Origin of the sequence: Chitinophaga sp. 22620 (genome assembly GCF_052044405.1) — a bacterium.
Taxonomy (GTDB): domain Bacteria; phylum Bacteroidota; class Bacteroidia; order Chitinophagales; family Chitinophagaceae; genus Chitinophaga.
The window spans coordinates 581,289-607,308 of sequence record NZ_JBQEMV010000003.1 but is presented as its reverse complement, the minus strand read 5'-3'; the positions used below and the strand labels follow the sequence as shown (position 1 = coordinate 607,308).

General features: G+C 49.5%; 21 protein-coding genes. 9 read left to right on the top strand and 12 right to left on the bottom strand.

Annotated features, from left to right (window positions below; genetic code table 11):
- Position 1: 1 nt before the first annotated feature.
- Entirely contained in the window at positions 2 to 838 is an 837-nt protein-coding gene (locus ACTJIK_RS17910; protein ID WP_440648580.1) for a helix-turn-helix domain-containing protein, read from the bottom strand.
- A 97-nt stretch (positions 839 to 935) separates the two neighbouring features.
- Here ACTJIK_RS17910 and ACTJIK_RS17905 point away from each other — a divergent pair, with 97 nt between their 5' ends.
- A complete protein-coding gene (locus ACTJIK_RS17905; protein ID WP_440648578.1) occupies positions 936 to 2,099 on the top strand; it encodes an MFS transporter in 1,164 nt (387 codons plus the stop codon).
- 7 nt (positions 2,100 to 2,106) lie between these two features.
- Positions 2,107 to 3,252: an MFS transporter gene (locus ACTJIK_RS17900; protein WP_440648576.1), complete on the top strand. Its 1,146-nt coding sequence runs from the start codon at positions 2,107 to 2,109 to the stop codon at positions 3,250 to 3,252.
- On the opposite strand, the gene ACTJIK_RS17895 is transcribed toward ACTJIK_RS17900, so the two are convergent.
- On the bottom strand, positions 3,200 to 3,820 hold the full coding sequence (locus ACTJIK_RS17895; protein ID WP_440648574.1) for a pseudouridine synthase: 621 nt from the start codon (positions 3,818 to 3,820) through the stop codon (positions 3,200 to 3,202). The two genes, ACTJIK_RS17900 and ACTJIK_RS17895, sit on opposite strands and share 53 nt — an antisense overlap.
- 136 nt (positions 3,821 to 3,956) lie before the next feature.
- Here ACTJIK_RS17895 and ACTJIK_RS17890 point away from each other — a divergent pair, with 136 nt between their 5' ends.
- The 3 genes from ACTJIK_RS17890 (at position 3,957) to ACTJIK_RS17880 (ending at position 7,523) form a co-directional block, all read left to right on the top strand.
- Positions 3,957 to 4,952, top strand: coding sequence for a helix-turn-helix domain-containing protein (locus ACTJIK_RS17890; protein WP_440648572.1), 996 nt, complete (start codon positions 3,957 to 3,959; stop codon positions 4,950 to 4,952).
- A 183-nt stretch (positions 4,953 to 5,135) separates the two neighbouring features.
- On the top strand, positions 5,136 to 5,411 hold the full coding sequence (locus tag ACTJIK_RS17885; RefSeq protein ID WP_440648570.1) for an HTH domain-containing protein: 276 nt from the start codon (positions 5,136 to 5,138) through the stop codon (positions 5,409 to 5,411).
- A gap of 3 nt (positions 5,412 to 5,414) precedes the next feature.
- Positions 5,415 to 7,523: a protein kinase/lanthionine synthetase C family protein gene (locus ACTJIK_RS17880; RefSeq protein WP_440648569.1), complete on the top strand. Its 2,109-nt coding sequence runs from the start codon at positions 5,415 to 5,417 to the stop codon at positions 7,521 to 7,523.
- Positions 7,524 to 8,010: 487 nt separating this feature from the next.
- On the opposite strand, the gene ACTJIK_RS17875 is transcribed toward ACTJIK_RS17880, so the two are convergent.
- The 9 genes from ACTJIK_RS17875 to ACTJIK_RS17835 form a co-directional block, all read right to left on the bottom strand.
- Positions 8,011 to 8,841: a hypothetical protein gene (locus tag ACTJIK_RS17875; protein ID WP_440648567.1), complete on the bottom strand. Its 831-nt coding sequence runs from the start codon at positions 8,839 to 8,841 to the stop codon at positions 8,011 to 8,013.
- Position 8,842: 1 nt separating this feature from the next.
- Positions 8,843 to 9,370: a hypothetical protein gene (locus tag ACTJIK_RS17870; protein ID WP_440648565.1), complete on the bottom strand. Its 528-nt coding sequence runs from the start codon at positions 9,368 to 9,370 to the stop codon at positions 8,843 to 8,845.
- A 1-nt stretch (position 9,371) separates the two neighbouring features.
- The gene (locus ACTJIK_RS17865) at positions 9,372 to 10,514 is read right to left on the bottom strand and encodes a DUF4221 family protein (RefSeq protein ID WP_440648563.1); all 1,143 of its coding nucleotides are present in this window, start codon (positions 10,512 to 10,514) and stop codon (positions 9,372 to 9,374) included.
- 109 nt (positions 10,515 to 10,623) lie between these two features.
- On the bottom strand, positions 10,624 to 10,944 hold the full coding sequence (locus ACTJIK_RS17860) for a hypothetical protein (RefSeq protein WP_440648561.1): 321 nt from the start codon (positions 10,942 to 10,944) through the stop codon (positions 10,624 to 10,626).
- Positions 10,945 to 11,099: 155 nt separating this feature from the next.
- The gene (locus ACTJIK_RS17855) at positions 11,100 to 11,423 is read right to left on the bottom strand and encodes a hypothetical protein (protein WP_440648559.1); all 324 of its coding nucleotides are present in this window, start codon (positions 11,421 to 11,423) and stop codon (positions 11,100 to 11,102) included.
- 32 nt (positions 11,424 to 11,455) lie between these two features.
- Positions 11,456 to 11,806: a hypothetical protein gene (locus ACTJIK_RS17850; RefSeq protein ID WP_440648557.1), complete on the bottom strand. Its 351-nt coding sequence runs from the start codon at positions 11,804 to 11,806 to the stop codon at positions 11,456 to 11,458.
- A 111-nt stretch (positions 11,807 to 11,917) separates the two neighbouring features.
- On the bottom strand, positions 11,918 to 14,500 hold the full coding sequence (locus ACTJIK_RS17845; RefSeq protein ID WP_440648555.1) for a metallophosphoesterase: 2,583 nt from the start codon (positions 14,498 to 14,500) through the stop codon (positions 11,918 to 11,920).
- Positions 14,501 to 14,536: 36 nt separating this feature from the next.
- Positions 14,537 to 15,988, bottom strand: a complete 1,452-nt coding sequence (locus ACTJIK_RS17840; RefSeq protein WP_440648552.1) for a RagB/SusD family nutrient uptake outer membrane protein — start codon at positions 15,986 to 15,988, stop codon at positions 14,537 to 14,539.
- 10 nt (positions 15,989 to 15,998) lie between these two features.
- Positions 15,999 to 19,376, bottom strand: coding sequence for a SusC/RagA family TonB-linked outer membrane protein (locus ACTJIK_RS17835; RefSeq protein ID WP_440648550.1), 3,378 nt, complete (start codon positions 19,374 to 19,376; stop codon positions 15,999 to 16,001).
- A 400-nt stretch (positions 19,377 to 19,776) separates the two neighbouring features.
- Here ACTJIK_RS17835 and ACTJIK_RS17830 point away from each other — a divergent pair, with 400 nt between their 5' ends.
- Both ACTJIK_RS17830 and ACTJIK_RS17825 read left to right on the top strand, forming a co-directional pair.
- Entirely contained in the window at positions 19,777 to 20,325 is a 549-nt protein-coding gene (locus tag ACTJIK_RS17830; protein ID WP_440648549.1) for an RNA polymerase sigma-70 factor, read from the top strand.
- Positions 20,326 to 20,423: 98 nt separating this feature from the next.
- Positions 20,424 to 21,515: a FecR family protein gene (locus ACTJIK_RS17825; protein ID WP_440648547.1), complete on the top strand. Its 1,092-nt coding sequence runs from the start codon at positions 20,424 to 20,426 to the stop codon at positions 21,513 to 21,515.
- A 106-nt stretch (positions 21,516 to 21,621) separates the two neighbouring features.
- On the opposite strand, the gene ACTJIK_RS17820 is transcribed toward ACTJIK_RS17825, so the two are convergent.
- The gene (locus tag ACTJIK_RS17820) at positions 21,622 to 21,840 is read right to left on the bottom strand and encodes a hypothetical protein (RefSeq protein ID WP_440648545.1); all 219 of its coding nucleotides are present in this window, start codon (positions 21,838 to 21,840) and stop codon (positions 21,622 to 21,624) included.
- A 70-nt stretch (positions 21,841 to 21,910) separates the two neighbouring features.
- Here ACTJIK_RS17820 and ACTJIK_RS17815 point away from each other — a divergent pair, with 70 nt between their 5' ends.
- Positions 21,911 to 23,752 carry a family 16 glycoside hydrolase gene (locus ACTJIK_RS17815; protein WP_440648543.1) on the top strand — a complete coding sequence of 614 codons (1,842 nt, stop codon included), beginning with the start codon at positions 21,911 to 21,913 and terminating at the stop codon, positions 23,750 to 23,752.
- Between the two features lie 24 nt (positions 23,753 to 23,776).
- Positions 23,777 to 25,747 carry a hypothetical protein gene (locus tag ACTJIK_RS17810; protein WP_440648541.1) on the top strand — a complete coding sequence of 657 codons (1,971 nt, stop codon included), beginning with the start codon at positions 23,777 to 23,779 and terminating at the stop codon, positions 25,745 to 25,747.
- The last annotated feature ends 273 nt before the right edge of the window (positions 25,748 to 26,020 follow it).

The following is a 26,020-nucleotide window of genomic DNA, read 5'->3' as shown; positions in this document are numbered from 1 at the left end:
TTTAGTTGGTAAGATATCTCCTTTTGAAATCCCGCGGGTTTTCCCCGTTCATTTTCGTGAACAGCTTCGTGAAATAGGAAAGCTGCTCGAAGCCGGTGGCAAAGCAGGCTTCGCTCACTGTTTTATCCTGCAGCAGGAGGTTCTTCGCCTGGTTGATGCGGCAATGGTTCACAAAACCGGTGAAGGTCATGCCCGTATTTTTTTTGAAGTACCGGCAAAAGGCCGCGGTGGTCATGTGCACCTGCCGGGCAATCTCGTTCACATCGGGCTTTTGATGGAAATTTGCGTCGATGTAATCGTAAATGACCGCCATGCGGCTGTCTTTATGCTGCTGGTCCGCCCGGTCGTTGAGCTGCACCACTTCCGTGCTGGTGGCCATTACCTGGAAGATCTCCAGCAGGCATATCAGCTGTGCGAAATGTTCCAGCTGCTGCATTTCTTTCAGTTTGGCCGCGATCGTGATCTTGGTGAGCCCGGTGAACGACAGGCCGTATCTGGCGCGCCCGAAAAGTTCTTTGATGGACGACAGTTCCGGGGCATTGAGAAATGCGTCTCCCAGGAAATCTTCCTTCAGCTGCACCACGATCTGGTTGATCTCGCGCCCAAGGCCATAATCGAAGTTGAGATGCGGCACATCCGGGCCGATAAATATCAGGTCATTATCGATATAATTCGAGATATGCTGGCCTACATGCCGGGTGCCTGAACCGCCCTCCACGTATACGATCTCGTATTCCGGGTGGAAGTGCCAGTAGAAGTTCTTTTTGAAGCAGGAAGCATTCAGTTTGAAGGATTTTCCCTTATCCGGGTGGATCTCTTCGAGTTGCAGGTTGCTCATAACGGTACAAAATTACAGTAATTCCGGTCAATACAGTACAAATATTGATCATTCCAGAGCAAAAGGGGAGTATGGGGATATAATAATTTTGCAGATCATGCAGATAGCCTATTCACTCGCGCTGAGGCCGCAAAGAGTTTACCGGATCGCACTGAGCATCTTTTTTTTCATCCAGGGCATTGTATTTGCCAGCTGGGCCAACCGTATACCCGATTTTAAAGCCAGGTTCCAGCTGAACGACGCGGAGCTGGGCTCGCTCCTGTTCGCGCTGCCCGCGGGGCAGCTGGCGGGGATGGGGCTTTCCGGCTACCTGGTGTCCCGCTTCGGGAGCCGGGGCGTGCTCATGATCGCGGCGTTTTTGTATCCTTCTTCTTTACTGTTACTGGGCCTGGCGCCCGGTACCTTCATGCTGGCGGCTGCGCTGGCATTGTTCGGGCTCTGCGCCAACCTGATGAATATTTCCGCCAATACGCAGGCCGTGGGCGTGGAAGCGCTTTACCGCCGGAGCATCATGGCCAGCTTTCACGGGCTCTGGAGCCTGGCGGGCTTAACCGGCGGACTTGTTGCACAATGGATGGTAGTGGGGCATCAAAGCCCTTTCGTGCATTTCTGTTTTATCGTCAGCCTCTCCGTGATCCTCGCCATGCTCGGCGGCTCGTTCCTGCTGCCGCGCGATCCGGCGCGCAGCGCGGGCAAAACCAGCATCTGGGTGAAGCCTGACAGGAATATCATTCTCCTCGGGCTGATCACTTTCGCCTGTATGATCTGTGAAGGCGCCATGTTTGAATGGACGGGCGTGTATTTCAACCAGGTGGTGCATGCGCCGGTGGAATACAGCCGCATGGGCTTCATCGCTTTTATGAGCACCATGGCGGCAGGAAGGCTCACCGCGGATTATTTCATCACGAAGTTCGGCGTGAAACGCATGTTGCAGGCCAGCGGCCTGATCATCGTCACGGGATTGATGACGGCAGTGGCTTTTCCCACGCTTGCTTCCGCAACTACCGGTTTTTTAATAACAGGGCTTGGCGTGGCAGCGGTAGTTCCCTTATCTTTCAGCCTTGCCGGCAGGTCAAAAGAGATACCGCCCGGTGTGGCGCTGGCTATGGTATCGTCCATCGGGTTCTTCGGGTTTTTGCTGGGGCCGCCGCTGATCGGGTTTATTGCGGAAGGGTACGGACTTCGTTGGTCCTTCACCGTGATCGCCATATTGGGGCTGGGCACCACCATGCTCGCCGGCAGGATCAAAACAGACGAATAAGGAACACATGGACCAGGCCAGGAGAGCACGATTATCCATCGCATTATTTTTCTTCATATCCGGGTTGGGTTTTTCAACCTGGGCAAGCCGCATAGCGGACATACAGCACCGCCTGGGGCTGAACGAAGCGGAGCTGGGCAGCGTACTGTTCGCCCTGCCGCTGGGACTGATGGTCACGATGCCCGTCACCGGCGTGCTGTTGCAACGGTACAGCAGCAACCGGATCATGTTCGTTGGCGCGCTGGCCTTTAATGCCATGCTGGGCTGCCTTGGTTTCGTGACCGAGGTCTGGCAGCTGGTGATCGGCCTGTTCTGTTTCGGCGCTTCGCGCAACCTCCTCAATATTTCCATGAACGCGCAATCGGTGGGCGTACAGGCGTTGTATAACCGTTCCATCATCACTACCTTTCACGGCATATGGAGCGTGGCGGGTTTCAGCGGGGCCGGGCTTTACTGGCTGATGGTGTATTTCCATGTGGGCACCAACTGGCATTTCCTGGGAGTGGGCCTGCTGCTGGTGATATTGGGCTTCTTTGCTTACCCCGGCAGCCTTGAACAGCCGCCCGCCCCCACGGGCAGGAAATTTGCGCTGCCGGATAAAACGCTGCTGAAATACGGGCTGATCTGTTTTGCGGTGATGAGCTGCGAAGGCATGATGTACGACTGGAGCAGCATTTATTTCGCGAAAGCGGTGAATGCTTCGCGGGAAGTGGTGCCGCTGGGCTTTGCCGTGTATATGGTCGCCATGGCGGCCGGGCGCTTTGGAGGAGACAGGGTGGTGCACCGGTTCGGCGTGCCTGCCATGATCAAATACAGCGGCATGCTGATATGCTGCGGGCTGTTGCTGGCTGCGGCGCTGCCTGCGCCGGTAACGGCGGGGGCTGGTTTCATGATGATAGGTTTCGGTGTGTCGTGCGTGGTGCCGCTGGTGTTCAGCATGGCGGGAAAATCGAAAACAATGGCGAACGGGCCGGCCATTGCGGCGGTGAGTACGGTAGGTTACCTGGGCTTCCTGCTGGTGCCGCCTATGGTAGGTTTCGTGGCGGAGGCGTTCAGCCTGCGCTGGGCGTTCGGGCTGATGGCGGGTTGCGGCCTGGCCATCACTTACCTGATCCTGAAAGCGAAGCAGGAAGAGGCAGCTTCAGCAGCCTGAAAAAAGTTTCTTCATTCAATTCCCTGATACCGCCGGGTGGCAGATCGCCCAGCTCTATATCTTCAATCGCCACGCGGATCAGCCGCCTGCAGGGATGGCCTATGGCCGTTACCATTTTTCTTACCTGCCGGAACTTTCCTTCAAAGATCGTAATGCTCAGCCATGTGTGCGGAACGTTCCACGCCACTTCCCCTTCGCGCGGCAGCAGGCCGGCAGGAGCGGGCGTGATGTGAGCTTCGCAGGGAGGCGTGGTGTAATACAGGTCTCCTGAAATGCGGATGCTTACGCCGTTGCGCAGCTGCTGCAATTTTTCATCGCTGACGTGATTCTTGACCATTACCCGGTAGGTTCTGCTATGCGGTTCTTTCCCCTGGAACAGCAGGCTGGTGATCTTTTTGTTGGTGGTGAGCAGCAGCAATCCTTCCGAGGTGGCGTCCAGCCGCCCCACGGCATGTATGCCTTCCGGGAAATCAAAATCAAGTTCGCCTATCATCCGGCCGCCCGGTTCGTTGCCTTTGAACTGGGAGAGCATATTGTAAGGTTTATTCAGCAGAAAATAACGGTGCATGATGCAATGTAGGGAATGTTAAATAATTATAAATTTTGTATTAACTAATTATCAATTCTGTATTAACAAAGTGAGTAAACAGCAATATTCTCCTTAATTGCAAGCGGTTTCAATCACCCGATGCGAACACTCCAATATGCTTAATAACCCAATGCCGGCCAAATTCCATATCCGGTTTCTTCAGAACGACGGACCGGCGGAAGGAAACCGTACCATCACTGAAATTCCGCCGCAGTACCGCCCATACCTTCATCCCTTTGCCACGGCGGCGATAGAAGAGTCGCCCGGTGTAGATGTATTGCATCAGACCCTCCAGGCAAACGGTTACCTGGTGAGCAACCATGTTTTTTTTGCGAAGGAAGACGCCGAGATCACACCGCATGTTCCTGAGTCCATTTATACGCTGCATTGTATGATGAAAGGCAGCATCCGTTGCGAGCTTGCCGGCCAGGGTACCGTGTGGCTTCGCGGCGGGCAGTTCGGTTTTTTCAGGATCACGAACGACAGGCACAGGGCCTGGCTGGAGAAGGGTTCCGTCTGCGAATCATTTCATATCGATCTGAGCAGCGAGCACCTGCAGCGCCTTGCGCCTCATTCAGAAGTGATCCGGTTGCTGCTTGTACATGCCGAAAGCAACAGGGCTGCGTACATTTCACCGGCTTCAGGTATTATGCATCAGCGTTTTTATGAATTAATACAGGAGATCCGCGACATGCCGCTGGCGCACCGGCTGAAGGATATCGCCATTCCCGCGCATATAACGCTGCTGCTTACGAGTGCGCTGATGGAAGAAGAAAATGCGGGGCTGAACGACGACGACATGCTGCTGTTCGCCACTATCAGGGCTTATGCGCTCAATAACCTGGACAAGGAACTGGGCAACCGGGAGCTTGCCGCGGACTATTGCATCAGTGTTTCCAAATTAAAATACGGTTTCAAAAGAATTTACGACGAGTCGTTGCAGTCGTTTGTAAAACGTTCGCGGCTTGAAAGGGCGAAGGAGCTGATAAGCTCTACTGCGCTGCCTTTGCAGCGGATCGCCCAAATGGTAGGCTACGCGGACTATGGCAATTTTTCGAGAAGATATCATGCGTATTTCGGTCATCCTCCGAGTGAGCTAAAGAGACAATAAAAATGTCTGAACAGCTATTTTATCTTATTGTTAAATGTAGGAATTTTATAAAAAAGACACAGAGCGTTTAACCCGAAGAGTCAGAAAACCGATAAAAATCCCATTCCCGACACGCAGTTTTGCCGCGCTGCGCAGCGGGTGAGCTATTGACCGACCCTTTTACTTTTAAACCATCGCTAATCCATGACCACAGACACGCTGGAGCGCTTGCAGCGCCTTGACTATCTTATCCGTACCAAATCCACCGGAACACCACCAAAGCTGGCAGAGCGGCTGGGGATCTCCGAACGCTGCATTTACAAATATCTCAACCTGATGAAGGATTTCGGTGCGCCGATCAAGTTTTCGAATGCGCGCCAGAGCTATTATTATGATGAGGACGGATCGTTCATTGTAAATTTTTCTTTCAGAAAAGCGGCCAGCTCAGTGGTTGCGTTTTTTTTAATGTTTAATGCTTAAGATATGCCAGAACAAAGTATCAGCCTGCATGAAGACTCAGTAGCTGTTATTCCCCAGAAAGCGGAGAAGAAGGGAGGGAAGAGGATTGGTTATTATTATATCATACTAAAGAGTTTGAAGGAAAGCAGGAAGAATGATGTGGTGAAATGCATCTACATCAAAGGTCTTACGAACTTCGGATTGTGTGTCATCAAAGAGGGGTCGCGGGGAGATACAAAAGATAAGCACGGGCGAGATATTCAGGATCGGCTGAAGTGGCAGCGGGAGTTGCATGACCGGCTGGCAAAGAAAGTGAGGATGCCGAAATTGCTGGGGAGCTTTGAGGAGAATGGGAATTATTATTTGGTAATGGAATATATCAAGGGGAAGCCATTACATAGCATTATTCGCAGATCAAAAGACCTGCGGAAATCACTACTTGGCGGTGAGGCCGACGGCATACGGATGCTCCGGTATCTGGAGCAGATGGTGCAAGTCGTGAGAGATTTGCACGAAAACGGCGTGGTTCACCGGGATGTTACTATTAATAATTTTATGGTCATGCCTAATGACAAAATAGCCGTGATAGATATGGAGCTCAGCTATTCACTTACGGAGCAGTATCCTGATCCTCCGTTTACGCTTGGCACATTTGGGTATATGTCACCTGAACAGGAACAAACAGCGACGCCTACAGTCAAGGAAGATATTTTCGCGGTAGGTGCGATCTTATTGCATGCCTGGACAAATATATCACCATATAAATTTGCTGGTATGCCTATGGAGGACCTGGTACAGGCAGTACCTTTTTTTGTTGAAGAAGCGGACATTGCATCCATCATTTTGCAATGCATGAATAAGGATGCTCATATGCGTCCCATGCCGGAAACGATAATACAGGTGCTGAAAAAAAACCGACAGGACAAGGAGAAGAAGATTATCAGACCATTGCCTGTGAGACATACATTGCCGTCCGATCTATCCAGGGAGTTGCTTGACAGGGGTATACAGGCACTGGGTGAATCTGTACTTGCTGATAAGGAACAGGGTTGGTTCGCTGAACATTTATCGCAGCCCGCTGAACATACCAACGATATTAAAAAGGCGTGGTATGCCAGCTTTGGCCGCGGTGCGTCCGGAGTACTTTATTTCTTGGCGAGGGCCAGTGCCGCAGGGTATGAGGTTTCCAGGGTGGCGATACCTGTTGAGCAGGGAATTGAGCTGATCCGGAAAAAATATACAGGCCATCGGGCGGGACAAACCAATAGTGGATTGCATTTCGGCTCTGATGGCATTGCCATGGCGCTTGCAGAATGTCACCGGCTGAGTTTCCTGGGAGAAGACCAAGTTATGAGAGAGGAGTGGCCGCAGTTATTATCTCAAAATACAGAGGGTTTTGGATTGATTGGGGGGATGGCGGGTCAGGGGATTGCGAACCTGGCTTGTGCCGGCATACTAGAAGGCACCAGGGAAAAGTATTTTGCGGAAGAATTGATGAAGGCTCAGCAGGCTGACGGCAGTTGGGTAATGGGCAAGAAACGGCCGACTTATCATCTTCTGAACGGGCAGGCCGGGGTAATTTATTTTCTGCTCCGGTATGGCGCTTATTCGGGCAACAAGGATGCGACGGAAAGTGCTATAAAAGGAATTCGTCATCTTATTTCGAAAGCGGGATATAGTCCGGGAGGAGGGCTTACCTGGAAAGATACACGGAGGGAGCATTCATCAGATCACTGGTGGTGTGAAGGTTCGCCGGGTATTGCACTGATGTTCCTGAAAGCTTATGAATTGCTGGGAGATCCACTTTATGCTACCTGGGCAGGTAAAGCGCTTTCGGGCCATGATGAACGGGAAATATGGTCCGGATTGAGTTTGTGCCACGGTGTGGCTGGTTTGGGTGAGGTATACCTGGAGGCTGCACATGTATTAAAAGAAGAGCAATGGAACAATAAAGCCTGGGATTGCCTGCAGGTTATTCTGCATTCACGCCGCCTGACCTCAAAAGGAGCAGCGTATTGGTTTGTTGAAAAGGAAAGACGGCCGGTAGCGAATATCATGCTGGGAAATTCCGGTATCCTGCATTTTTTATTACGATACCAGCATACCAATAGATTCGGTTTCCCCGGTCTTTAAATATAACCGCTACTCCAATAAAGAGCAGTGAAAAAAATACTGCCTTGCCTACACGTGCTGTAGGTCGCATTAATGGTAACTAACCATTAATGCAATGCTTGGTATTAGATTTTTTATCGTTAAAATATCGTGTAGGCAGTCATAATTACCAGTAACGCTCCGGTTCAGTTTCTGACATCGTTATGTCCCAGCAATCGGCAGAGAGAGAGTTGCTACCCACTACCCATCCGCTTGTAGATGACAAGAAAGGGGAGATAACGTCATTCCCGGTTTGGGTGTAGGAACAATTTAAAACGTCTCCTCCCCATGGTTCCCGGCACGTACGGTCGAAAGAAAAACCGGTAGAAAAGGTCATGTGGCCGTTAAGGAGCAGTTGGCCTGCAGCTGTGGTTTTTTTGGAAGGTATTAAGGTTGCTACGACAGCAGAGGCAGCAAATAATACGATGCTAAGAATTGAATTATTTTTCATAAGTATATAAATATTATATTAAGTGTGTATTGCTATTTCTAACTGGCCTTTCTCCATTGGTAAACGACCTTTATCGTCCTTGATCAATATAGGAGATTTGCAGTGATAACAGTCGGATTTATCCTGTTCAGAAATAATTACTTTTCCGGTATTGGCGTCTGTAATTACCAGAATGGGCACTTGTAGGGCTCCATGGATGAAAGCAAGATCGTTTTCGTTTATTTTATTCAGAGGGAGCTGTAATCTATTCAACACTCCTTCAGGGAATCTTTTCCCGGGAAACTTTGGAAGAAAATCCCGGCTTTCCTGCGGCAGATTACATTGCAGCACCGCCATATCTCCGATCTGTTCCAGGATGTTTTTAGTCCGCAGCCAGCGGTACAATTCATTGTTTCCATCGAAGAGGATTGCATATTTATGAGTGGAGCGGACATTTCTTACCGCATAATCTGGCTGCAGGTAACGCCAGGCTCCCCGGCTATTCGTCAATTCAGAAGGGCCGGGAAGAAAATGAAGGTATCCTCCCCGCTTTACAGCTTTTGATTCCATTGCATAGATCAGCCACAACAGTGCAACGCTTTCCTGCGACCCGTCTAGACAATTTCCTGTAACAATTACATGCCCATCACCAAAAATCCAGTTAAAAGATTCATCCATGATGCCACAACGCAGCATAGTGCCCATCATATCGCCGAAACTGCCAGAACTGCCATTTAGCAACAATATTCTGGCTTTGGGATGATAAACACCAGATTCTTTTATCAGCTCTTTTTTCAGGCGGATGGAAAAGGTTGTTTTTAAAGCGGCCGGAATGGGCGATTGTAGCGCTATTTTAACGGTTCCAGGCATTTTATTCGGATTTTGGACGGTAACCTCTGAAAAATTCACTCAGATCCTCTTTGACAGTGGCAGGTAAAGCAGAAATTTTCCTGTAAACATTGCCGGAAGAGGTATAATAAAATGCGGGATTGCTATGATAAAGCTCGAAATCCCCTGCTTTATCTACACTGTCAATAAACATTACTCCTGGAATTTCAGGTATCTGTTTATGCCCGGCGTTCTTGAAAAAATGTTTTATATACTTCTGGCCACCTTTTAAGGAAAGAATGATATAATGGTTTTTCGGTACTTTTTCTTTGAACTGGATAATGCTGTCCAATGCTTTATCCCTGCAGGAAGGACAGGAAGCTTGCAGTGGCAGAACCATGAACGATATCGAATCCCCGGTCAGCACAGAATCAGGAACAAGTTGGGCTAGTTGGTGATAGGTGTCCTTCTGACGTTGTGAGTCCTGGACAAGGGTATCGTTATTCGGAGGAGCTACTGTCGCATTACATGCAAAAAGCAATGGCAGGGCATATAGAAATATTTTTTTCATATTACTTGATGCTTATGTGATTTTCCTGGTATTCCAGGCGGCGGAATGAATACTGGTTTTCTACCGGAGACATTACCTGGGCGTAAAGTTTGCCGTCTGGTGTAGTGAACATCCTGTGTAGTTCGATCCCATCTTCAAAATCTGATTCTCCTATGATTTGGAAATTTTTATCGAATATGATCAACCGGTAAGGTCTGGTATATTTTTTCGCATTGAAATCTGCTTCCGAAATGGCAGGCTTGGCGACACGGAGATACCTTTCATGGTACGGATCGTAAAATATGGAACCGTATGAATCTGAAATCATATAGATCCTACCTTCTTCCTTAACATCGTTGACGTCTTCCTTTTTGGAGTGTTTGACCGGCTTTACTTGGTATTGGCTTTTGGCGAAATAAGCGTGGTGATAATCTCTCAGGTCGGTTTCGTAAAGCAAGGTATCACTGGCAAAGCTTACCACAAAACGGCCTTCCTTGTTCATGCAATAGCTGAATTTGTTAAGTTTTCCCGCGTAGTAGTGATCAGTATAGGTATCGGGCAGATGGTAGTAGCGGGTGACTTTATCGGTTTTAAGGTCAACTGCCCATAGCAGTTTCCAAGCACGCAGGGCCGGTTTTGAACCGTTTCTTGTAGCCGGTGTTACGGCAATGAAGACGGTGTCATTTTTCAGGTAAAGTGAATTTTCGGTGGAGATGCGCCCCTTTCCCTGGTTTTCCTCACTGACGAACGGGACTTTCCTGATACGTTTACCGGCACTGTCAAGCATGTAGAATGCATCTCTTGTGGTGACGAAAATACTGTCGTAATTATGGAAATAAGCGGAATTGACGGAGTTGGGTTTAAAGAAACGATGCAGATCGATCCTGTCTGCTTGTTGGTTAGATGGATAATCGTAAAGTATAATACTAGCAGACATCTGTTCGAAAAAAGCGATGTAAGTTTTCCCGTTTAATTGCCGTACACTCCAGGATTCTAGGTCGCTGAACGATTCTTCATCCGCCAGGAAATTAATAGTGTCCTGAGTAGCAATGATATTATAGGAATGATAAGCAGGTTGCGGATGGTACAATTTCGGTTCCGGATTGCCATGTTTGCATGCAATGATGAGCAGTGATATGAATATGCTCGGTATGAAGGCTTTCATATTTAAACAATGGTAATTGATGTATAGTCATTCATGAATAGGGAATAACGTTCCAACTATGAAACGTTATTCCCGATGTATTTCATTGATCGGAGAAGATCAATTACGACTACGGAAGGGTCGGCTCGGTCGCGCTGAGTGTAACCGCCAACTGAGTACCGGTGATAGAATGGCTATCCACTACATTGGCACTCGTTGAAGAGAACCCTACGTTGAGATTGTTATTCCCCGTTTGTGTATAGGAGCAGTTTAATGCATCACCTGTAATTGGAGCACGGCAGGTCTTGTCGGGCTGATTTCCGGTAGACTGGGTCATGTGACCGTTTCCAGCCACTTGACCAGCGGCGTTTGATTTTTGGGCCGGGATGAAGGCTGCGGTAATTGCGGAAACAGCCAGCAGAGACAGACCGAGGATTGAATACTTCTTCATAATTATTAGTTTTTGGGTTTTTGGAATATTGTGAATCAATGGCCATTATGATTTAACTCAAAATTAAAATAGCCCACTGTACATTTCGTACAGTAAGCTATTCTTATATGACAATTATTTGGTCGCGGTGATATTGCAGTTGGATTTACAAGTGGTTATTTACGACAATCTAGTTCTGTGAAGGTGAATGTAAACTCCAGTTGGGTACCGGAGCCGGAATTGCTTCCGGGTACATTTGCACTGGTTGAAGAGAACCCTGCATTAACATTGTTATTACCGGTCTGCGTATAGGAGCAGTTCAATACATCACCTGGGTGAGGAGCACGACAAGTTTCCTCGGGCTGATTGCCGGTGGACATAGTCAGGTGACCTTGACAGCGTTGTTGTTTGATAGCATTGTTTTTTGAAATCGGCATGAAGGCTGCGGTAACTGTTGAAGCTGCCAAAAGCAGTAAGCTGAGCATTGAGTACTTATTCATGATCAATGTTTTGAGTTTGAGATTATTATAAATCAAATATCAAAGCGATCGGGAGCCTCTGCGAGCCTGTAGGGGGGTTCAGTTTCGGTATATGTAATCAGAGGCCTGTCGAAGCTAATGGAATTACTGCCTACTACATTAGCGGTGGTTGAGGAGAACAGTGGGTTAGGATTGTTATTGCCGGTTTGTGAATAAGAACAGTTTAATACATCGCCAGTTAGTGGAGCACGGCAGGTTCTGCCGGGTTGATTGGCGGTAGACTGGGTCATATGACCGTTACCAATCAGTTTGCCGATAGTATTAGACTTTTTGGCCGGAATAAAAGCTGCGGTGATCGCGGAGACTGTTAGCAGGGTCAAGCCGAGTATTGAATACTTTTTCATGATTAATGGCTTTGGGTTTAGGAAATATTATTGGGAGTACAAAATTAAAAGGGCCTGCTGTACATTTCGTACAGCAGGCCCTTTTGTATTGCAAATGGCTTTGCCGCGGTGTTACTGCAGTGGTTCCTTGTTCCCGTTAAACAACGCCCTGTACAGATTTGTGCCCTCTATTATCAACCCTTCGCTGTCACCGCTGGCGTGGTGTGTATCAGTATTGATCACCTTACCATCAAAAAAGCTCACAATATCTTGAACTATCGTGTGGCCTGTTATGATCCTCTTTACCTTATACAATTGTAAAGTATTATCTATTATGGCCAATTCCACTTCCGGAGTGGAGCTGCTATTGTAATAGCCCCTGTACCAATACGGCGATACCTGGCTGTTAGTGAGTGTTAGAGCCGGCTTCTTGTTTTCTGAGCTTATTGGCAGGGAATTCAAAATTGAATGATGTAACTCATTCAGTCTTACAACGGGCAGTTCCAATGCGTTTACTTCTGCGCTGATCCCGCCATGGACTACCAGGTTGTCGCCGATTTTTTCCATGATATTTTTACTCCTGAGCCATTGTCCAAGTACGCTTTGACCGCTGAGAAGATCGCTGTATTCCCTTTTGAATATCCTGGCGCTTATAAAATAATCCTTTGAAACATAATTATAGTCTCCGGTTATATTCATTATTTCATGATTGCCAAGTATAAAATGAACGTATCCCCCGCCCTTTTCCGCCTTTTCTTCCAGGGAATAGGCCAGCCACAGACATTGGGTAACCTCCCTGCCTCTGTCCATCATGTCTCCTGTTATAACAAGATGCCCATCTCCATATGTCCAGTTATATGCCGTGTCGATTATTTTGTGATTGACAAGAAATTCCCTGAAGCTTTCAAAATTCCCTTCAATATCTGAAAGTACTAGCATCTTCGATGGCTGCTGATATAAAGCCGGGGGAGGTACGGCCGCGTCTCTGATGGGAACGGTAAAATGGTGCCCACTGTTAGTATAAACAGTCTGTTCCGGAACTTTGGTGTTGACTAGTGTATCGATACCAGCGGAGGTGTTGAATATATTGTACACGAAGGCTGTATCGTGTTGATAAAGGACGTAGGGGCCATCATTCAGGAAGATTTTTTTGTCATTCGGGTTGTTTTTTTTGTTATTCAAACTGATTTTCCTGTCATTCGGGCCAAGGGCAAAGTACCTGTCAAGGAAACGGAGCCTTGCAGAGTCTGTATTGCTAATCTTGAATTTCTTTATGTACATGTATGGAGCGAATATATTGGCATGATACCCTCCTTTAGGATATAACAGCATGGACTGCAGACTATCCGGTCCCTTGTCAAGTATGTTTAAATCAAGATGGTCGCCACTATGTGGAGCATACCAGTGATGTATGTTGTCGTCTTTTTTTGCTTTTCTCGCCTGTTTCTGCCACTCTTGAAAAGTATCTTTCCCTGAGACAGTCGCGAATATTATTTCTTTTTTTCGACCATATTTCTTATAGGCGCTCTGGAAGAAATAATTATCCTCCAGTTGTCCTCTTTCGCTGAAATGGAACAAGAAAATTTTATCGCCATAATCGGCTCCCTTTATCTGGTTCCCGTTTTCATCGAGTAGCAGGAAATCTGTGAACATTCCACCAGTCGAGCTTTCTAAAGCATAAGCCGCCAGGCCTTTCTTGATGATAGGTTTATACTCAGGGTAACTCAGCGTGGGGTAGATCTTTTCCGCTAGATCTACGGCCAGTTTGGTGTTGCCTCCATGCGCCGCCCGGCTGAAGAGGAAATAGGTCTTAAGCTGATCTCTAAGTCGTCCTTTGGTCTTGTCGTGGACCAGGTTAAAAGTGCTCAAGTAATTGGAATAGTGATCGTTGAATATTGCATAGTTTTTGGGATCATCAGGGTCATTTTCAACTGCTTTAATGACGGCAAATACACGGAAGAGGTGCTCGAGTTCCGGCAACTCTTTCTTACTGCTTAAAAGCCATTCAAGATTGTCGTTGTAAATCTCGGAGTAATATATTTTTTTCAATTCGGATTGTGTAAGCCCGTATTTTTGTTTATCGAGGCAGATAGCGAAAAATTTCCCATGCCTTTCGTTCTCTATTGAAGCAACAAGGGAAGCTTTTACAACATCCCATACCGGTGAAGGGTATTGGGACGAATATCTGGCAATTGACTGGTAAAGTATCTCGGACTTTTTGTCCAGATATTTGTTCCATGCCTTCATTTCCTGCATGCTGGCTGGATTAGCAGAACTCTTTCGATACGGGAGGGCAAGCTGCTCGAATTTAGGGTAAAGTTCCTTATAAAAGAAGTCATATGTCCGGCTTCCTGGCCCGGAAACTTGTATCCCATTTTTGTCCACCTGTATAGACACCTCGTCTCCAGGCATCAGGAACATATACCGGAAATATCCGGTTTCCCTCATTTGCATATTTACGATCGTGACTGTGCTCGCATTGATGGCAATATCGGTTTTTGCAGGCAACTTATAATAGTTGACAGATCCATCAGGTCCTGGCAGGTATTCCAGCGTATAAGGATCATAGTACTGGATACGTAAAGAATCATCGGCGCCCGTTGCCGTTGCGGACAACCTCAGTTGGATCTTAATCGGTTTTTCATGCGCGGGAGTGGAGGCGAATAGCGGTAAGCCGCATAACAGTATTGCCAATATTGGATACAATGATTTCATATTCTATTGGATGGTTTAATAATCGATTCAACGCTGCTAGTATCCGGGATTCTGAATAACCCCCGGTCTTGCCACGTCCTGTAGAGGAAGAGGAGGGACCGCCTTTTCATTCGGATATGACAGACGGCTGGCCTCGGGAACGGCCGGGTCTGTTCTGATAATGTCCTGCTTCCAGCGAAGAACATCAAACAGGCGGTCCCCTTCAAAAGCCAGTTCTTTCCTGCGTTCTTTCCTGATAGCATCCCGTAGTTGATCGCCGGTCAGCTGTACAGGTGCGGCGGCAGGGTTTGCTCTTTGAATGATCAAATTGAGATAATGCTTTGCGCTGTCTTCTTTTTGCAGATGAAAACAAGCCTCAGCAGCATTGAGATACATTTCCGAGCAGCGGATCAATGGTTTGAAGTAAGACAATGAAGCAGGATTGACATCGCTGACCGCACCACCGGCATATTTGTTTACTTTCCAGCCGCTGCTTGAAGTAGTCACCCATTTGGTTCTTACGTCCTGGCTGTCTTCTGTAATGATTCCAGCAACGTCGGCTGTGGCGACGAACTGCGTAACCAATTGGTAATACAGGTTCGAGAACAAGCCGCCTATACTATATCCTAAAGTTTTGCTTGCCATAGGCACAAGTAGGAAAAAGGACTCATTTTGAGACGGGTTGGTTTTTCTGAAGATTTCATCCGGATACCCGTTTGCGATTGTCAGAAGCGGTGTTTTTTCCATGGAAACTTGTGCTTGGCGCAAAGCGGATTCATAGTCCCCTTTGTACAGGTATATTTTTGAAAGTAACGCGACTGCCAGTTTCCGGTTTATCAGCATCAGGTTGTCAGAGTTTTCTGGTAGCAGCTTGGAGGCCCGTTCCAGGTCTTCCAGGATATGCTGGTACACTTCCGCAACTGTCGCTCTTCCGTTTGTGGGAGCGTATATGTTGGATGATGAAGTGTAAACAACGCCCAAATGCCGTGCGTCGGCGGTGAAATTGTAGGGCTGGGCGAAAAGATTGACAAGCATAAAGTATGAATATGCCCTGAAAGTAAGCGCTACGCCGAGCACCTTGTCTGCTTTCGCGGGGTCTTCCTGTGCAAATTCTGATGTTTTTTCAATTACATAGTTGCTGTTGACAATGAGCTTGTAAAAAACATACGATAAGCCATTGATGTTAAGTGATGATGCACCAGGTTCTGCTGTTTTATCATCGGATATCTGTGTCCAGCTATACATCCTCAGGAAATTAGAGGAGCCCGTCACCGGTTTGATATTGTCGGCGGCAAGTTCAGGGTAGATGTCTGTATAGGTGCCGTATCCGCTACTTAGCATCGGATATAAGCCGAGCATTAATTGTTCACATGTCTTCAGGTCTTTAACATAACTTTCTCTTGGAAGTACGTTTTGCGGAGGGGCGTCAAGAAAAGATTTTCCGCAGCCTGCCGCGGTAACGGAAAAGATGACCGCGGCAATTATATTGGATATGTGGATTTTTTTCATGCTAATTTTTTTAAAAGGATACATTAACGCCGATCGAATATGTTTTTGAGTTTGGATAGGCGAACCCGCCTACGCCTCCAGGGTTTATTATATCCGGGTCCACATCGTCAGCCCGTGACCAGAGCGCGATATTGTTAGCCTGTGCGTACAAATTGACTGTTTCGAGTTTTGCCAGGGTCAGCCAGGCATGTGGCAACTGCCACGTAAATTTCAGGTTCTGGAAGCGGATGTAATCGGACTTTTGAAGGTATCTCGTGGAGTTCAGGTAACCGGGATTGATGTTATTTAATTTCCTGACAGGATTGGCAGCGTGGTCACCAGGTTTTCGCCACCTGTCCAGCGCTGTAACTGGCACATTATGATAGGGGTATAATCCGTCATCAAGCAGCATGCTGTTAAGATTGTTGTAAAAATGCCCTCCGTACTGGTAATAGAACATCGCCTGTAACTCGAAGTTCTTCCAGCTTATGGTACTGGTTACACTACCGAAACCATCAGGCTGTGATTTACCGACAAATTGTTTGGCGGCCTTGTTGTAGTCCCCTGTGGGTTTCATTGAGGCGTCATACCAAAGCGGCTGTCCATTTTCGGGATTCACCCCCACCCATATTGGAAGATAGAAGCTGTTCATTTCTCTTCCTTCTTCGTTAGATATGATGTTGGATACGGAATACACATTTTTATTCGCTTTTATCAGCTTATTGCTGTTTTTACTCCAGTTGCCCCGCAGATTCAGGCGGAAGTTTTTTTCTTGTATTATGTTGCCTGCCACACTTATTTCAAGACCGCTGTTACGAATGTCGCCAATGTTTTCTGTAACGCCAGCATATCCCGCAAAACTCGGCAGAACGATGCGATAAAGAAGATCCTTGGTGTATTTATAGTACATATCCACGTCAGCGGTAACCCTGCTGTTGAAGAACGCGGTCTGCAAACCGGCATTCCATTGGTTGGTTTTTTCCCATTTGATATAGGGGTTGCCAGGCGTGCTCCTGTTCCAAACCACAGGAGCGTTTAAGTACAGCGTTCTATCCAGTAAACTGTATTTCAGTAATGGGTTAACTGCCGCTGCGTTACCTGCCAGGCCAATGCTCCCCCTGAGTTTGAAAAAATTTACAATGTGCCCGACAGAACGCATGAAAGGTTCTTCGCTGACGATCCACGCACCCCCTAACGACCAGTAATTCCCAAAAGGATTGGCATCGCCAAAAACTGATGCCCCATCGCGCCGCCAGCTACCTGAGACATAGTACTTTTTCTTGTAGTCATAGTTCAGCAATACGAATTGCGAAAGCGTAGTGTTTTTGCCGGTTACGCTACTGGCATTTTCTATGGCGTATTCCGGGTTTGAAACGTCAGTATAATAGGGATTGGTGGTGTTACCATAGGCGCCTTTGGCTGAGATATTTGTTATTTTACTGTTCCTGATCTGCGCCTCCTGGCCAGCAAGCACATCGATGTGATGTTGAAGCCCGATCTGCGTCTGAAATTTTAAGGTATTGATCCAGAGAATGTTAGCATTCCGGGTATTATAGTCCTCTATTTTGCCACCTACGGGATAATCCAGCCTGGGGTCCAGGCGTTCTTTGTTCTCGGTCTGCATAAAGTCGACACCTAGTTGTGTATTGAAGTTGAAATGACGGAGGAAAGAAACATCCGCATTTACAGTGGTCAGACCCCTGAAAGCGATTGTTCTATTGAAGTTGTAATCCACTTCCATTGCCGGGTTAGGCTGCCTGGAGTTGTAATAATTCCCCCACTCATAAATGTTAAGGTATTGACCATCGGATTTGCGGACCGGAAGGAGAGGGGAAAGAACATCGGTGGAAGGAGCTCCTGCAACTGGTCCCTCTGACTGATAACCTGCTTCCTGGACATTATAGGAAAACATTGAGCTCATCCCGAATTTCAGCCAGTCTGTTACCTTGTTATCTAAGTTGAAGCGTACAGATGCTCTTTCATACCCAGTTTTTTTGACGATACCATTCTGCTTGGTATACTCAAAGTTGATATAGTATGTCTGCGCAGGAGTGCCGCCACTGATGGATAAGTTATTGGACAGGGTGATCGCTGGGTTCCTGTATATTTCACGCTTCCAGTCGGGCTGGGCATAAAAGTTGGTATCGTTCCCTGATACCTGGTAAGGGAATTTTTTATAAAGATCGGATGTTATGGCCTCGTCGGTCCATCCCACCGGATCAGTATTCCTATATGTTTCATACAACAGTTCGAGATACTCGGCCTGATTGAGCATTTTGGGAATGGACGACGGGCGTACGGCTGCATCTGTCTGGTGACTGAAGACAAATTTTGGTTTACCGACACGCCCTCTTTTGGTGGTTACCAATATCACGCCGTTGCTTGCCTTTGACCCGTAAAGGGCAATGGCCGCTGCATCTTTAAGCACAGAGATCTCAGCTATGTCATCCGGATTGATCTGTGCAAGTGGATTGGATAGCGGAGTGTAGGCATCAGTCGCGGCCATCCTGGTGAACGTTTCCTGGGTCACCTGCATCCCGTCCACCACGACCAACGGGTTCCTCACAGAGGAACCTCCCAATACCTCTGTGCCTGTGGATATCCCACGAACGATCATGTTGCTCAGCCCGGCACCAGGCTGGCCTGTGCCGCCTGAAATACGCATGCCTGGAACCAGGCCCTGGAGGCTCTTGTCGAACGAGCGGTTCGGTAAGGACTTGATATCCGCGCCTTTAACTGTACTAACGGCACCAGTTACACTCCGTTTCGTGGAGGTGCCATACGCAACTACGACCGTTTCGTCGAGGTTACTAATACTGGGTTTTAGATAAAAGACAGTACTGGCTTCTGTTCCCAGAACTTTTTCTTCTGGCTCAAAACCGGTATATCTTGCCTGGATAACCAGTTGTTTTGCGGGTACGTTCATAATGGAAAAACTGCCAGTGCCCGATGTGGTCGTCCCGATATTGGTGCCCTTGATCTGCACCGTCGCGCCCGGCAAAGGCTGCCCGTCTTTGTCGAGCACCGAGCCGCTCACCGTGCGGAAAAGCGACTCCTTATTTTCTTTCGGTTTCACAGCCACCGCTTTCAATACGATCGCCTTATCCATGATCGTCCAGCTGATGCCGCGGTTCTTCATCAGTGTTTCCAATACGTCCTCCAGCTTCGCATCCGTCACGGTGATACTCACGGGATCATTCACCCGCAGGCTTCCCGTGGCACTGTACATGAAATACAACCCCGTCTGCTTCTCAATGTCTTTCATTACACTCTTTAATGCTACCTGCTCCGCTTTCAATGTCACTTTAAAATCAAATTGATGAACATTTGCGCTTGTGGATAAGTGCAGGAATAACACCATCCACAGCATTGCGAATCCCCGCAATGATAGAACAGGATACTGTCTCATAGATTTTTTGTTAAACGTTAGTTAAGGTTTGTTTTTAGTGGCTAGTCACGGTTGCGATTATGATAAAATCCAATTACATTATTGCAGTTAATACAATTACATTCACATCGACGCTAACGCTTTATTACTATTAAGACATAATAAATTTCCTTACGGGTGAATCCGCTATGTAAAGGAATTGTTATGAGCTTCAAAGAGATTCTCATAACGGGAATGGAACGCTCAGGTTAACACAGATAAAGTTATTTTTTAAAAGAAAGTATTATCTTCGCCACAGCATCATCCTTCCGGTTTAGCTAACCTTTTTCTCCATCATTAATTAATCTTTATTTTTTTCCACCCGGCGCTTTATATGTGCAGGTTGAATTTATTTTGCCGCGTGGGTTGATTCATACTTGGCATGACAGCAGATCAACAAATGAACTTATTGGAAAGGCTGAAAGCCGGCGACAGCGAGGCTTTCGATGAAGTTTACACCTCTTACCGCAAATGGCTCTGGATCGCCGCCCTCGGCATCCTCCAGAATGAAGCCGATGCGGAAGAAGTGGTGCAGGAATTTTTTATCGAATTCTGGCAACGAATGGAACAACGGCAGTTTGATGATATCCAGCATCTGAAGAACTACCTCTTCATCAGCGTCCGCAACCGCTGCCTCAATAAACTACAGCGCGACAAAGTCGCCCGCAAACGCAACGAACAAATGTTGCAACACACAGAGCTGTCCGTTTCCTACAACCAGCTGGAGAATTCCGAACTACAGCAACAACTCAGGGAAGCCATCGCCAAACTGCCGCCCATCCGGTCGAAAGTATTTAAATTGGGTTACCTCTTTAATTATACCCGCCGGCAGATCGCCGCCATGCTCAACGTCAGCGAAGAAACCGTTAAAAAACACATGATCCTGGCCTTGAAAGACCTGCGGCTCGCACTAAAGAACCGCGATGAATGACATTTTCACCCGCTGTCAGCATAAGCCGGCTTCCTTTCTCTCAAAAACCGGGACGGGCCATTCACCCATACTCCCTTAAATCTTGTCTTTAATATATTATGAACATTCCGGAAGAAGAGCATATTTTCCAATTGATGAGCGAAAAACTGGCCGGCATTATATCGCCGGAAGATGACGCCCGTCTTTGCCACCTGATAGAATCCGACCCGCCAACGCGGGCCGCCTGGGAAGAATACCGTTCCCGGTTCCCGAAGGAGCACCTGGATAATCAATTCGCCGCGGCAGACCAGATCCGCTGGAAACCGCTTCCCCTTCGCAGGAAAATATTCAAATGGCAATACGCCGCCGCAGCAGCCGCCATCGCCATTGGCGTATTCATGCTGCTGCCCGGCCGCGATCCGCTTCCTCAAACCACCACCCCGCCAACAGCGGGCATCCGGCTTACCCTGGCGGACGGGCAGCAGCTCAGCCCCGGCCAGCCGGCCTCTTCCGCCCAAAAGGGATTCAGCCTGGAGAAAGACAGCCTGCTGGTGGCAGCAGACGCACCCGCACCCGGCGGCTATAACGAGCTGGAAGTGCCTACCGGCATGGACTACCGCGTGGCCCTGCCCGACGGTTCCGTCGTTTGGCTGAATGCGGCTTCTAAGCTCACTTTCCCGTTCGCATTCACCGGCCCGGAAAGAAAAGTCACCATTCACGGCGAAGCTTTTTTTGAAGTAGTCCCGGACCCCGGCCACCCCTTTATCGTGGAAACGCCCAATGGCAGGGTAGAAGTGCTGGGCACCAGCTTCAACGTGAACAGTTACGACAGCAGCAAAGTAAAAGTGTCCCTGCTCACCGGCGCCGTACAGGTACGCCAGGGCGAACAGGCCATGCTGCTGAAACCCGGACGCCAGGCCGTGATCACCCCCACGGGCAGCATGCAGGAAACTTCCTTCGCCGAAGAGCAGACCCTCAGCTGGCGCAAGGGCTGGTTCTGGTTCGAAGACACCCGCCTGGCAGACATCAGCGGCGTCATCAGCCGCTGGTACGGCGTAGAGATAAAAATGGACGGGGAAGAAGTGGCCAGGCAGGTTTTCACCGGCCGGCTGGACAAAAGCACCGCGCTGAAAGTATTCCTCGAGCAGCTGAAATCCACCACCGTGATCGATTATTATTTCGATGACGCAGGCGCTTTACACTTCAAATAAGTTCCCTTATGATATGCCAGGCAGGCCGCAGGAATGCGGCCTGCCTTTTTTGTTGCCGGTTGTCATACTCGCCGCTGCACCACCCGGGAAGGCATGCAGCCCGCCATCAGCGGGATACTTTGTTCTGCTCGTTCAACGGAACATTCGCTGTTGGCCTGGGCAGTTGCACGGTTAAAGCCGGAAACGCCAGCAGGAGAGGGGCAGGCATTCCTGCAAACATTCCGCCTTTTTTATCCCCCCATTGGTAAATCCCTCCCCATACCTCCGTCTGTATAAATGATTTTTGAGCCAAACCCTTGTAGCCACGCTCTGCAATGGTTTGCATAAGGAAATGTCTTTACCATCCGTAACAAAATCGTTTTAGCAAACAAAACATTTTATATTTTACCGCAACTATGGTACACAGATCGAAAAACAGCAAACCGGGCCGGTCATGGATCGGCTTTTTGTATGCATGCGGCGCAGGCCTGGCTCTCAGCCAGCCGGCGGCGGCACAGTCCGCCCAATGGCCCTTGCAGGATTTATCCGCCTTCAGGCAGCCAGGCAGCAGCTGGCAGCTCGCCTCAGACGTTCAGGCACGCCTCGGTAAACCCAACGTGCTCGAAACCTCCAAAGGCGCCGGCGTTCTTGTAAACCTCCCGGGTAAAAAGCAGCACGGGCAGGATCTTTTCACCAGCCAGGAATTCGGGGACATAGACCTGGAACTGGATTACATGATGGCGGAAGGTTCCAACTCAGGCATCTACTTCCAGGGCCGCTACGAACTCCAGCTGCTGGACAGCTGGGGCGTTGCCAATCCACGCCCGGGCGACAACGGCGGTATTTACGAACGCTGGGACGACAGCAAGCCCGAAGGCCAGAAAGGCTACCAGGGCTACGCCCCGCGCCAGAACGCCAGCAAGGCTCCCGGCCTCTGGCAGCACCTGAAAGTGTCTTTCCAGGCGCCCCGCTTCGACGCCTCAGGCAACAAAATTGAAAATGCCCGCATTATCCGCGCAGAGCTGAACGGCGTGCTCATCCACGAAAATGTTGTGCTGGAAGGCCCCACCCGCGGCTCCATCGGCGGCGGCGACGAAAAAGCGACCGGCCCCATCCGCATCCAGGGCGATCATGGCGCAGTTGCCTTCCGCAACATTTCCATCAGGGAATTCAAAACTCCCCGTCCCGAACTTTCCGCGCTGCAATACAGCGTGTTTGGCGGACGGTATACTAAAGACCTGTTCCTCACCGCCAAACCGCGGGCAACAGGCGCTTCAAAGGTATTGACGGCCAACGCAGGCCCCTTGTCGCCAGAGTACGTGCTGCAATACACCGGCACACTGAATGTGAAAGAAGCCGGCGAATATAACCTCGGCCTCAGCATGCAGGGCGGCGGCGGATTCATAAAAATAAACGGCAAGAACGTCACCGAATTCGGCCAGAACCGCGGTAAAGTACAGCTACCCGCAGGCGAGGTGCCCATCGAGATCGTTTATGCGCGTTCCGGCGAATGGGGCAACCCCTCGCTGGGCATGGTCATTTCCGGCCCCGGCGTGCGCGACTTTTACACCGGCGACGCCATTACGCCCGACGATACCGACCCGATCATGGTAAACGCGGACCAGAACACCATTCTCCGCAGTTTTATCGACGTGCCGGGCAGCCAGCAGAAAGTGGTTCACGCAGTGTCGGTAGGCAGTCCTGAAAAAGTGCATTACACTTACGATATGGATAAAGGCATGCTGGTACAGGTATGGCGCGGCCGCTTCCTTGAAACCACGCCTATGTGGCATGAAAGGGGCAACGGTACCGCACGCCCGCAGGGAGCCATCCAGCGTTTCGGCACGCCGTTCTTTACCCTCGGCAGGCTTGCTTCCCAGCAGGACGCATGGAACGCGGATTCTACCGGCAGCGGTTACCGCCCCAAAGGATATGTGCTGGATGAAAACGACAGGCCCACCTTCCGTTACCAGATCCACGGCAGCACCGTTACCGATGCCATCCGTGTGTTTGAAGACGGCCACGGCCTCAGCCGCGAACTGACCGTTTCAGAACCGGCGGCTGATCTCTATGCCAAGCTCGCGGAAGGCGCACAGATCGAAGCGCTGGACAAGAACCTGTACCTCGTGGATGGAAAAGCCTGGTACCTGCAACTGCAGGACGCCGGCGGAGCCAAACCCATCGTGCGCGATGCGGCAGGCAAAAAAGAACTGATCATCCCCGTGAAAGGCAAGCTCAGCTATTCTATCCTTTTCTAACCAACTTTACTGACAGACACCAGTATGAAAAATATCATAAAGAAAGCGGCGATATACCTGTTGCCGCTCATTGCACAACTACCGGCACAGGCGCAGGAAACGCCGAAGGAAGAAGATTATTTCAGGATCATGAAGATGAGCGCGCCGGAAGGCACCCTGCTGGAAGTAGGCGGCCTGACCGTGCTGCCCAATGGCGACCTGGGCGTGGCTACCCGCCGCGGCGACGTGTTCATCGTTGAAAATCCCACCAGCCGCAGGCCTTTCTTCCGCAAATTCGCCAGCGGCCTGCACGAGATACTTGGTCTTGCGTATAAAAACGGTTCCCTCTACTGTGCACAGCGCGGCGAGCTCACCCGGCTGGAAGACACGAACATGGACGGCAGGGCCGACGTGTATGAGACCGTATATGCATGGCCTATCTCAGGCCACTATCATGAATACAGCTTCGGCCCGAAACTGGCGCCCGACGGATCGTTTTTCGTATCCGGCAACGTGGCTTTCGGTAACGAGGAATGGTGGCGCGGTGAAAGCCGCGTTCCCTGGCGCGGCTGGATGATGCACATTTCGGCGGACGGTTCCACGATGGAACCCTGGGCTACCGGCATGCGCTCTCCCTGCGGCCTCGGCATGATCAACGGCGAACTGTTCTATTCAGAGAACCAGGGCGACTGGATGGGCTCGGGCGGCGTATGGCAGGTGAAAAAAGGCGACTTCGTTGGGCACCCCGCGGGTCTCCGCTGGACCACCCTGCCCAACTCACCGCTGAAGCTGACGGAAGAGCAGGTTTATGCCCAGGTGGATCAGCGCAGAACGCGCAACGCCGAAGGCCGTGCCGTTAAACCGGAGAACGTGGTGGATGAAAAATTCAAGACCATGTACGAGGTGAAAAAAGCGATACCGCAGCTGAAAACACCCGCAGTATGGCTGCCGCACGGTGTGCTGGGTATTTCCAACTCAGAGATACTGCCTATCCCCGAAGGTACTTTCGGTCCCTTTGCCGGCCAGGTGCTGGTGGGCGACCAGGGCCAGAGCAAGATCATGCGCGTGGTGATGGAAAAAGTGAACGGCGAATACCAGGGCGTTGCGTTCGACTTCCGCGGCGGCTTCCAGAGCGGCGTGCTGCGCATGGCCTGGGGCAACGACGGCTCCTTGTTTGTAGGCGAGACCAACCGTGGCTGGGGTTCTGCCGGCGATGCGAACGAAGGCCTGCAGCGCCTGGTGTGGAACAACCGCATCCCTTTTGAAATGCAGACGGTAAAAGCAATGCCCGACGGTTTCGAGATAGAGTTCACCCTGCCGGTGGATAAAAAATCCGCTGAAGACCTTGCTTCCTACTCCGTGGAAAGTTTCATTTATAAATATCACCCGGTGTATGGCAGTCCTACCGTGAACACCGAAAAATGTAATGTAAAAGGTGTGAAAGTGTCTGACGATGGCATGAAAGTGCGGATCATCGTAGATAACCTGCGCCAGTACTACATTCATAACATCACGCTGGAAGGCGTGCGCGCCCGCGACCAGTTCTATTCACTGGTGCACCCCTCAGGATATTATACGCTGAACAATATCCCCGAAGGCCCGAAGCTGGCTATGAGCGAAGTGAGCACGCGCAACTCCGCCGCCGAAACGAAGGCCGCGGAAGAAGCTGCCGCGAAAGCCGCCGCTGCCAAAGCCAAAACGACGGCAGGCAAAACCACCGCCAAGCCCGCTGAAACCGCTGCAAAGGCAGCGCCCAAAGTGGCCACCTTCGAAGAAGTAAAGCCGCTGCTCGCAAAATATACCTGCAGCGCCTGCCACAATGCGGAGAAAAAACAGGTGGGCCCGGCGTTTAAGGACATTGCCAAAAAGAGGTACACCAACGAAATGATGGTGAAGCTGATCTACAACCCCAACCCTGAAAACTGGCCGGGCTACGCTACAGAAATGCCGCCCATGCCGCAGGTGCCAAAAAGCGATGCATTAAAGATCGCGGGATGGATCAATTCCCTGAAGTAACGTTTGCAGATTATATAAAAAATCCCGTCCGGCTCTCAGCCAGGACGGGATTTTTTATTGGCCCGGCACGCTGGCGCAAGTCTGACGCGAGGGTTATGTGCGTAAGCTGACTTGTGCCGGTGCAGGGAATTCCCCGCCATCACTGCGTTTGCATCGCAGTGAATAGATGAAAAATATTTTCGAAAAGTTTCACCTTTTTTTCCCGAAATCTTGTCTTTAATTATAGAAGAATGTACGAGATGTAATTTGTTATTATCCCGGGAAACACCGCTC

Excerpts from the sequence above, each read along its gene's own strand:
- ACTJIK_RS17910 (WP_440648580.1), bottom strand. The coding sequence starts at position 838 with ATGAGCAACCTGCAACTCGAAGAGATCCACCCGGATAAGGGAAAATCC.
- ACTJIK_RS17905 (WP_440648578.1), top strand. The coding sequence starts at position 936 with ATGCAGATAGCCTATTCACTCGCGCTGAGGCCGCAAAGAGTTTACCGG.
- ACTJIK_RS17900 (WP_440648576.1), top strand. The coding sequence starts at position 2,107 with ATGGACCAGGCCAGGAGAGCACGATTATCCATCGCATTATTTTTCTTC.
- ACTJIK_RS17895 (WP_440648574.1), bottom strand. The coding sequence starts at position 3,820 with ATGCACCGTTATTTTCTGCTGAATAAACCTTACAATATGCTCTCCCAG.
- ACTJIK_RS17890 (WP_440648572.1), top strand. The coding sequence starts at position 3,957 with ATGCTTAATAACCCAATGCCGGCCAAATTCCATATCCGGTTTCTTCAG.
- ACTJIK_RS17885 (WP_440648570.1), top strand. The coding sequence starts at position 5,136 with ATGACCACAGACACGCTGGAGCGCTTGCAGCGCCTTGACTATCTTATC.
- ACTJIK_RS17880 (WP_440648569.1), top strand. The coding sequence starts at position 5,415 with ATGCCAGAACAAAGTATCAGCCTGCATGAAGACTCAGTAGCTGTTATT.
- ACTJIK_RS17875 (WP_440648567.1), bottom strand. The coding sequence starts at position 8,841 with ATGCCTGGAACCGTTAAAATAGCGCTACAATCGCCCATTCCGGCCGCT.
- ACTJIK_RS17870 (WP_440648565.1), bottom strand. The coding sequence starts at position 9,370 with ATGAAAAAAATATTTCTATATGCCCTGCCATTGCTTTTTGCATGTAAT.
- ACTJIK_RS17865 (WP_440648563.1), bottom strand. The coding sequence starts at position 10,514 with ATGAAAGCCTTCATACCGAGCATATTCATATCACTGCTCATCATTGCA.
- ACTJIK_RS17860 (WP_440648561.1), bottom strand. The coding sequence starts at position 10,944 with ATGAAGAAGTATTCAATCCTCGGTCTGTCTCTGCTGGCTGTTTCCGCA.
- ACTJIK_RS17855 (WP_440648559.1), bottom strand. The coding sequence starts at position 11,423 with ATGAATAAGTACTCAATGCTCAGCTTACTGCTTTTGGCAGCTTCAACA.
- ACTJIK_RS17850 (WP_440648557.1), bottom strand. The coding sequence starts at position 11,806 with ATGAAAAAGTATTCAATACTCGGCTTGACCCTGCTAACAGTCTCCGCG.
- ACTJIK_RS17845 (WP_440648555.1), bottom strand. The coding sequence starts at position 14,500 with ATGAAATCATTGTATCCAATATTGGCAATACTGTTATGCGGCTTACCG.
- ACTJIK_RS17840 (WP_440648552.1), bottom strand. The coding sequence starts at position 15,988 with ATGAAAAAAATCCACATATCCAATATAATTGCCGCGGTCATCTTTTCC.
- ACTJIK_RS17835 (WP_440648550.1), bottom strand. The coding sequence starts at position 19,376 with ATGAGACAGTATCCTGTTCTATCATTGCGGGGATTCGCAATGCTGTGG.
- ACTJIK_RS17830 (WP_440648549.1), top strand. The coding sequence starts at position 19,777 with ATGACAGCAGATCAACAAATGAACTTATTGGAAAGGCTGAAAGCCGGC.
- ACTJIK_RS17825 (WP_440648547.1), top strand. The coding sequence starts at position 20,424 with ATGAACATTCCGGAAGAAGAGCATATTTTCCAATTGATGAGCGAAAAA.
- ACTJIK_RS17820 (WP_440648545.1), bottom strand. The coding sequence starts at position 21,840 with ATGCAAACCATTGCAGAGCGTGGCTACAAGGGTTTGGCTCAAAAATCA.
- ACTJIK_RS17815 (WP_440648543.1), top strand. The coding sequence starts at position 21,911 with ATGGTACACAGATCGAAAAACAGCAAACCGGGCCGGTCATGGATCGGC.
- ACTJIK_RS17810 (WP_440648541.1), top strand. The coding sequence starts at position 23,777 with ATGAAAAATATCATAAAGAAAGCGGCGATATACCTGTTGCCGCTCATT.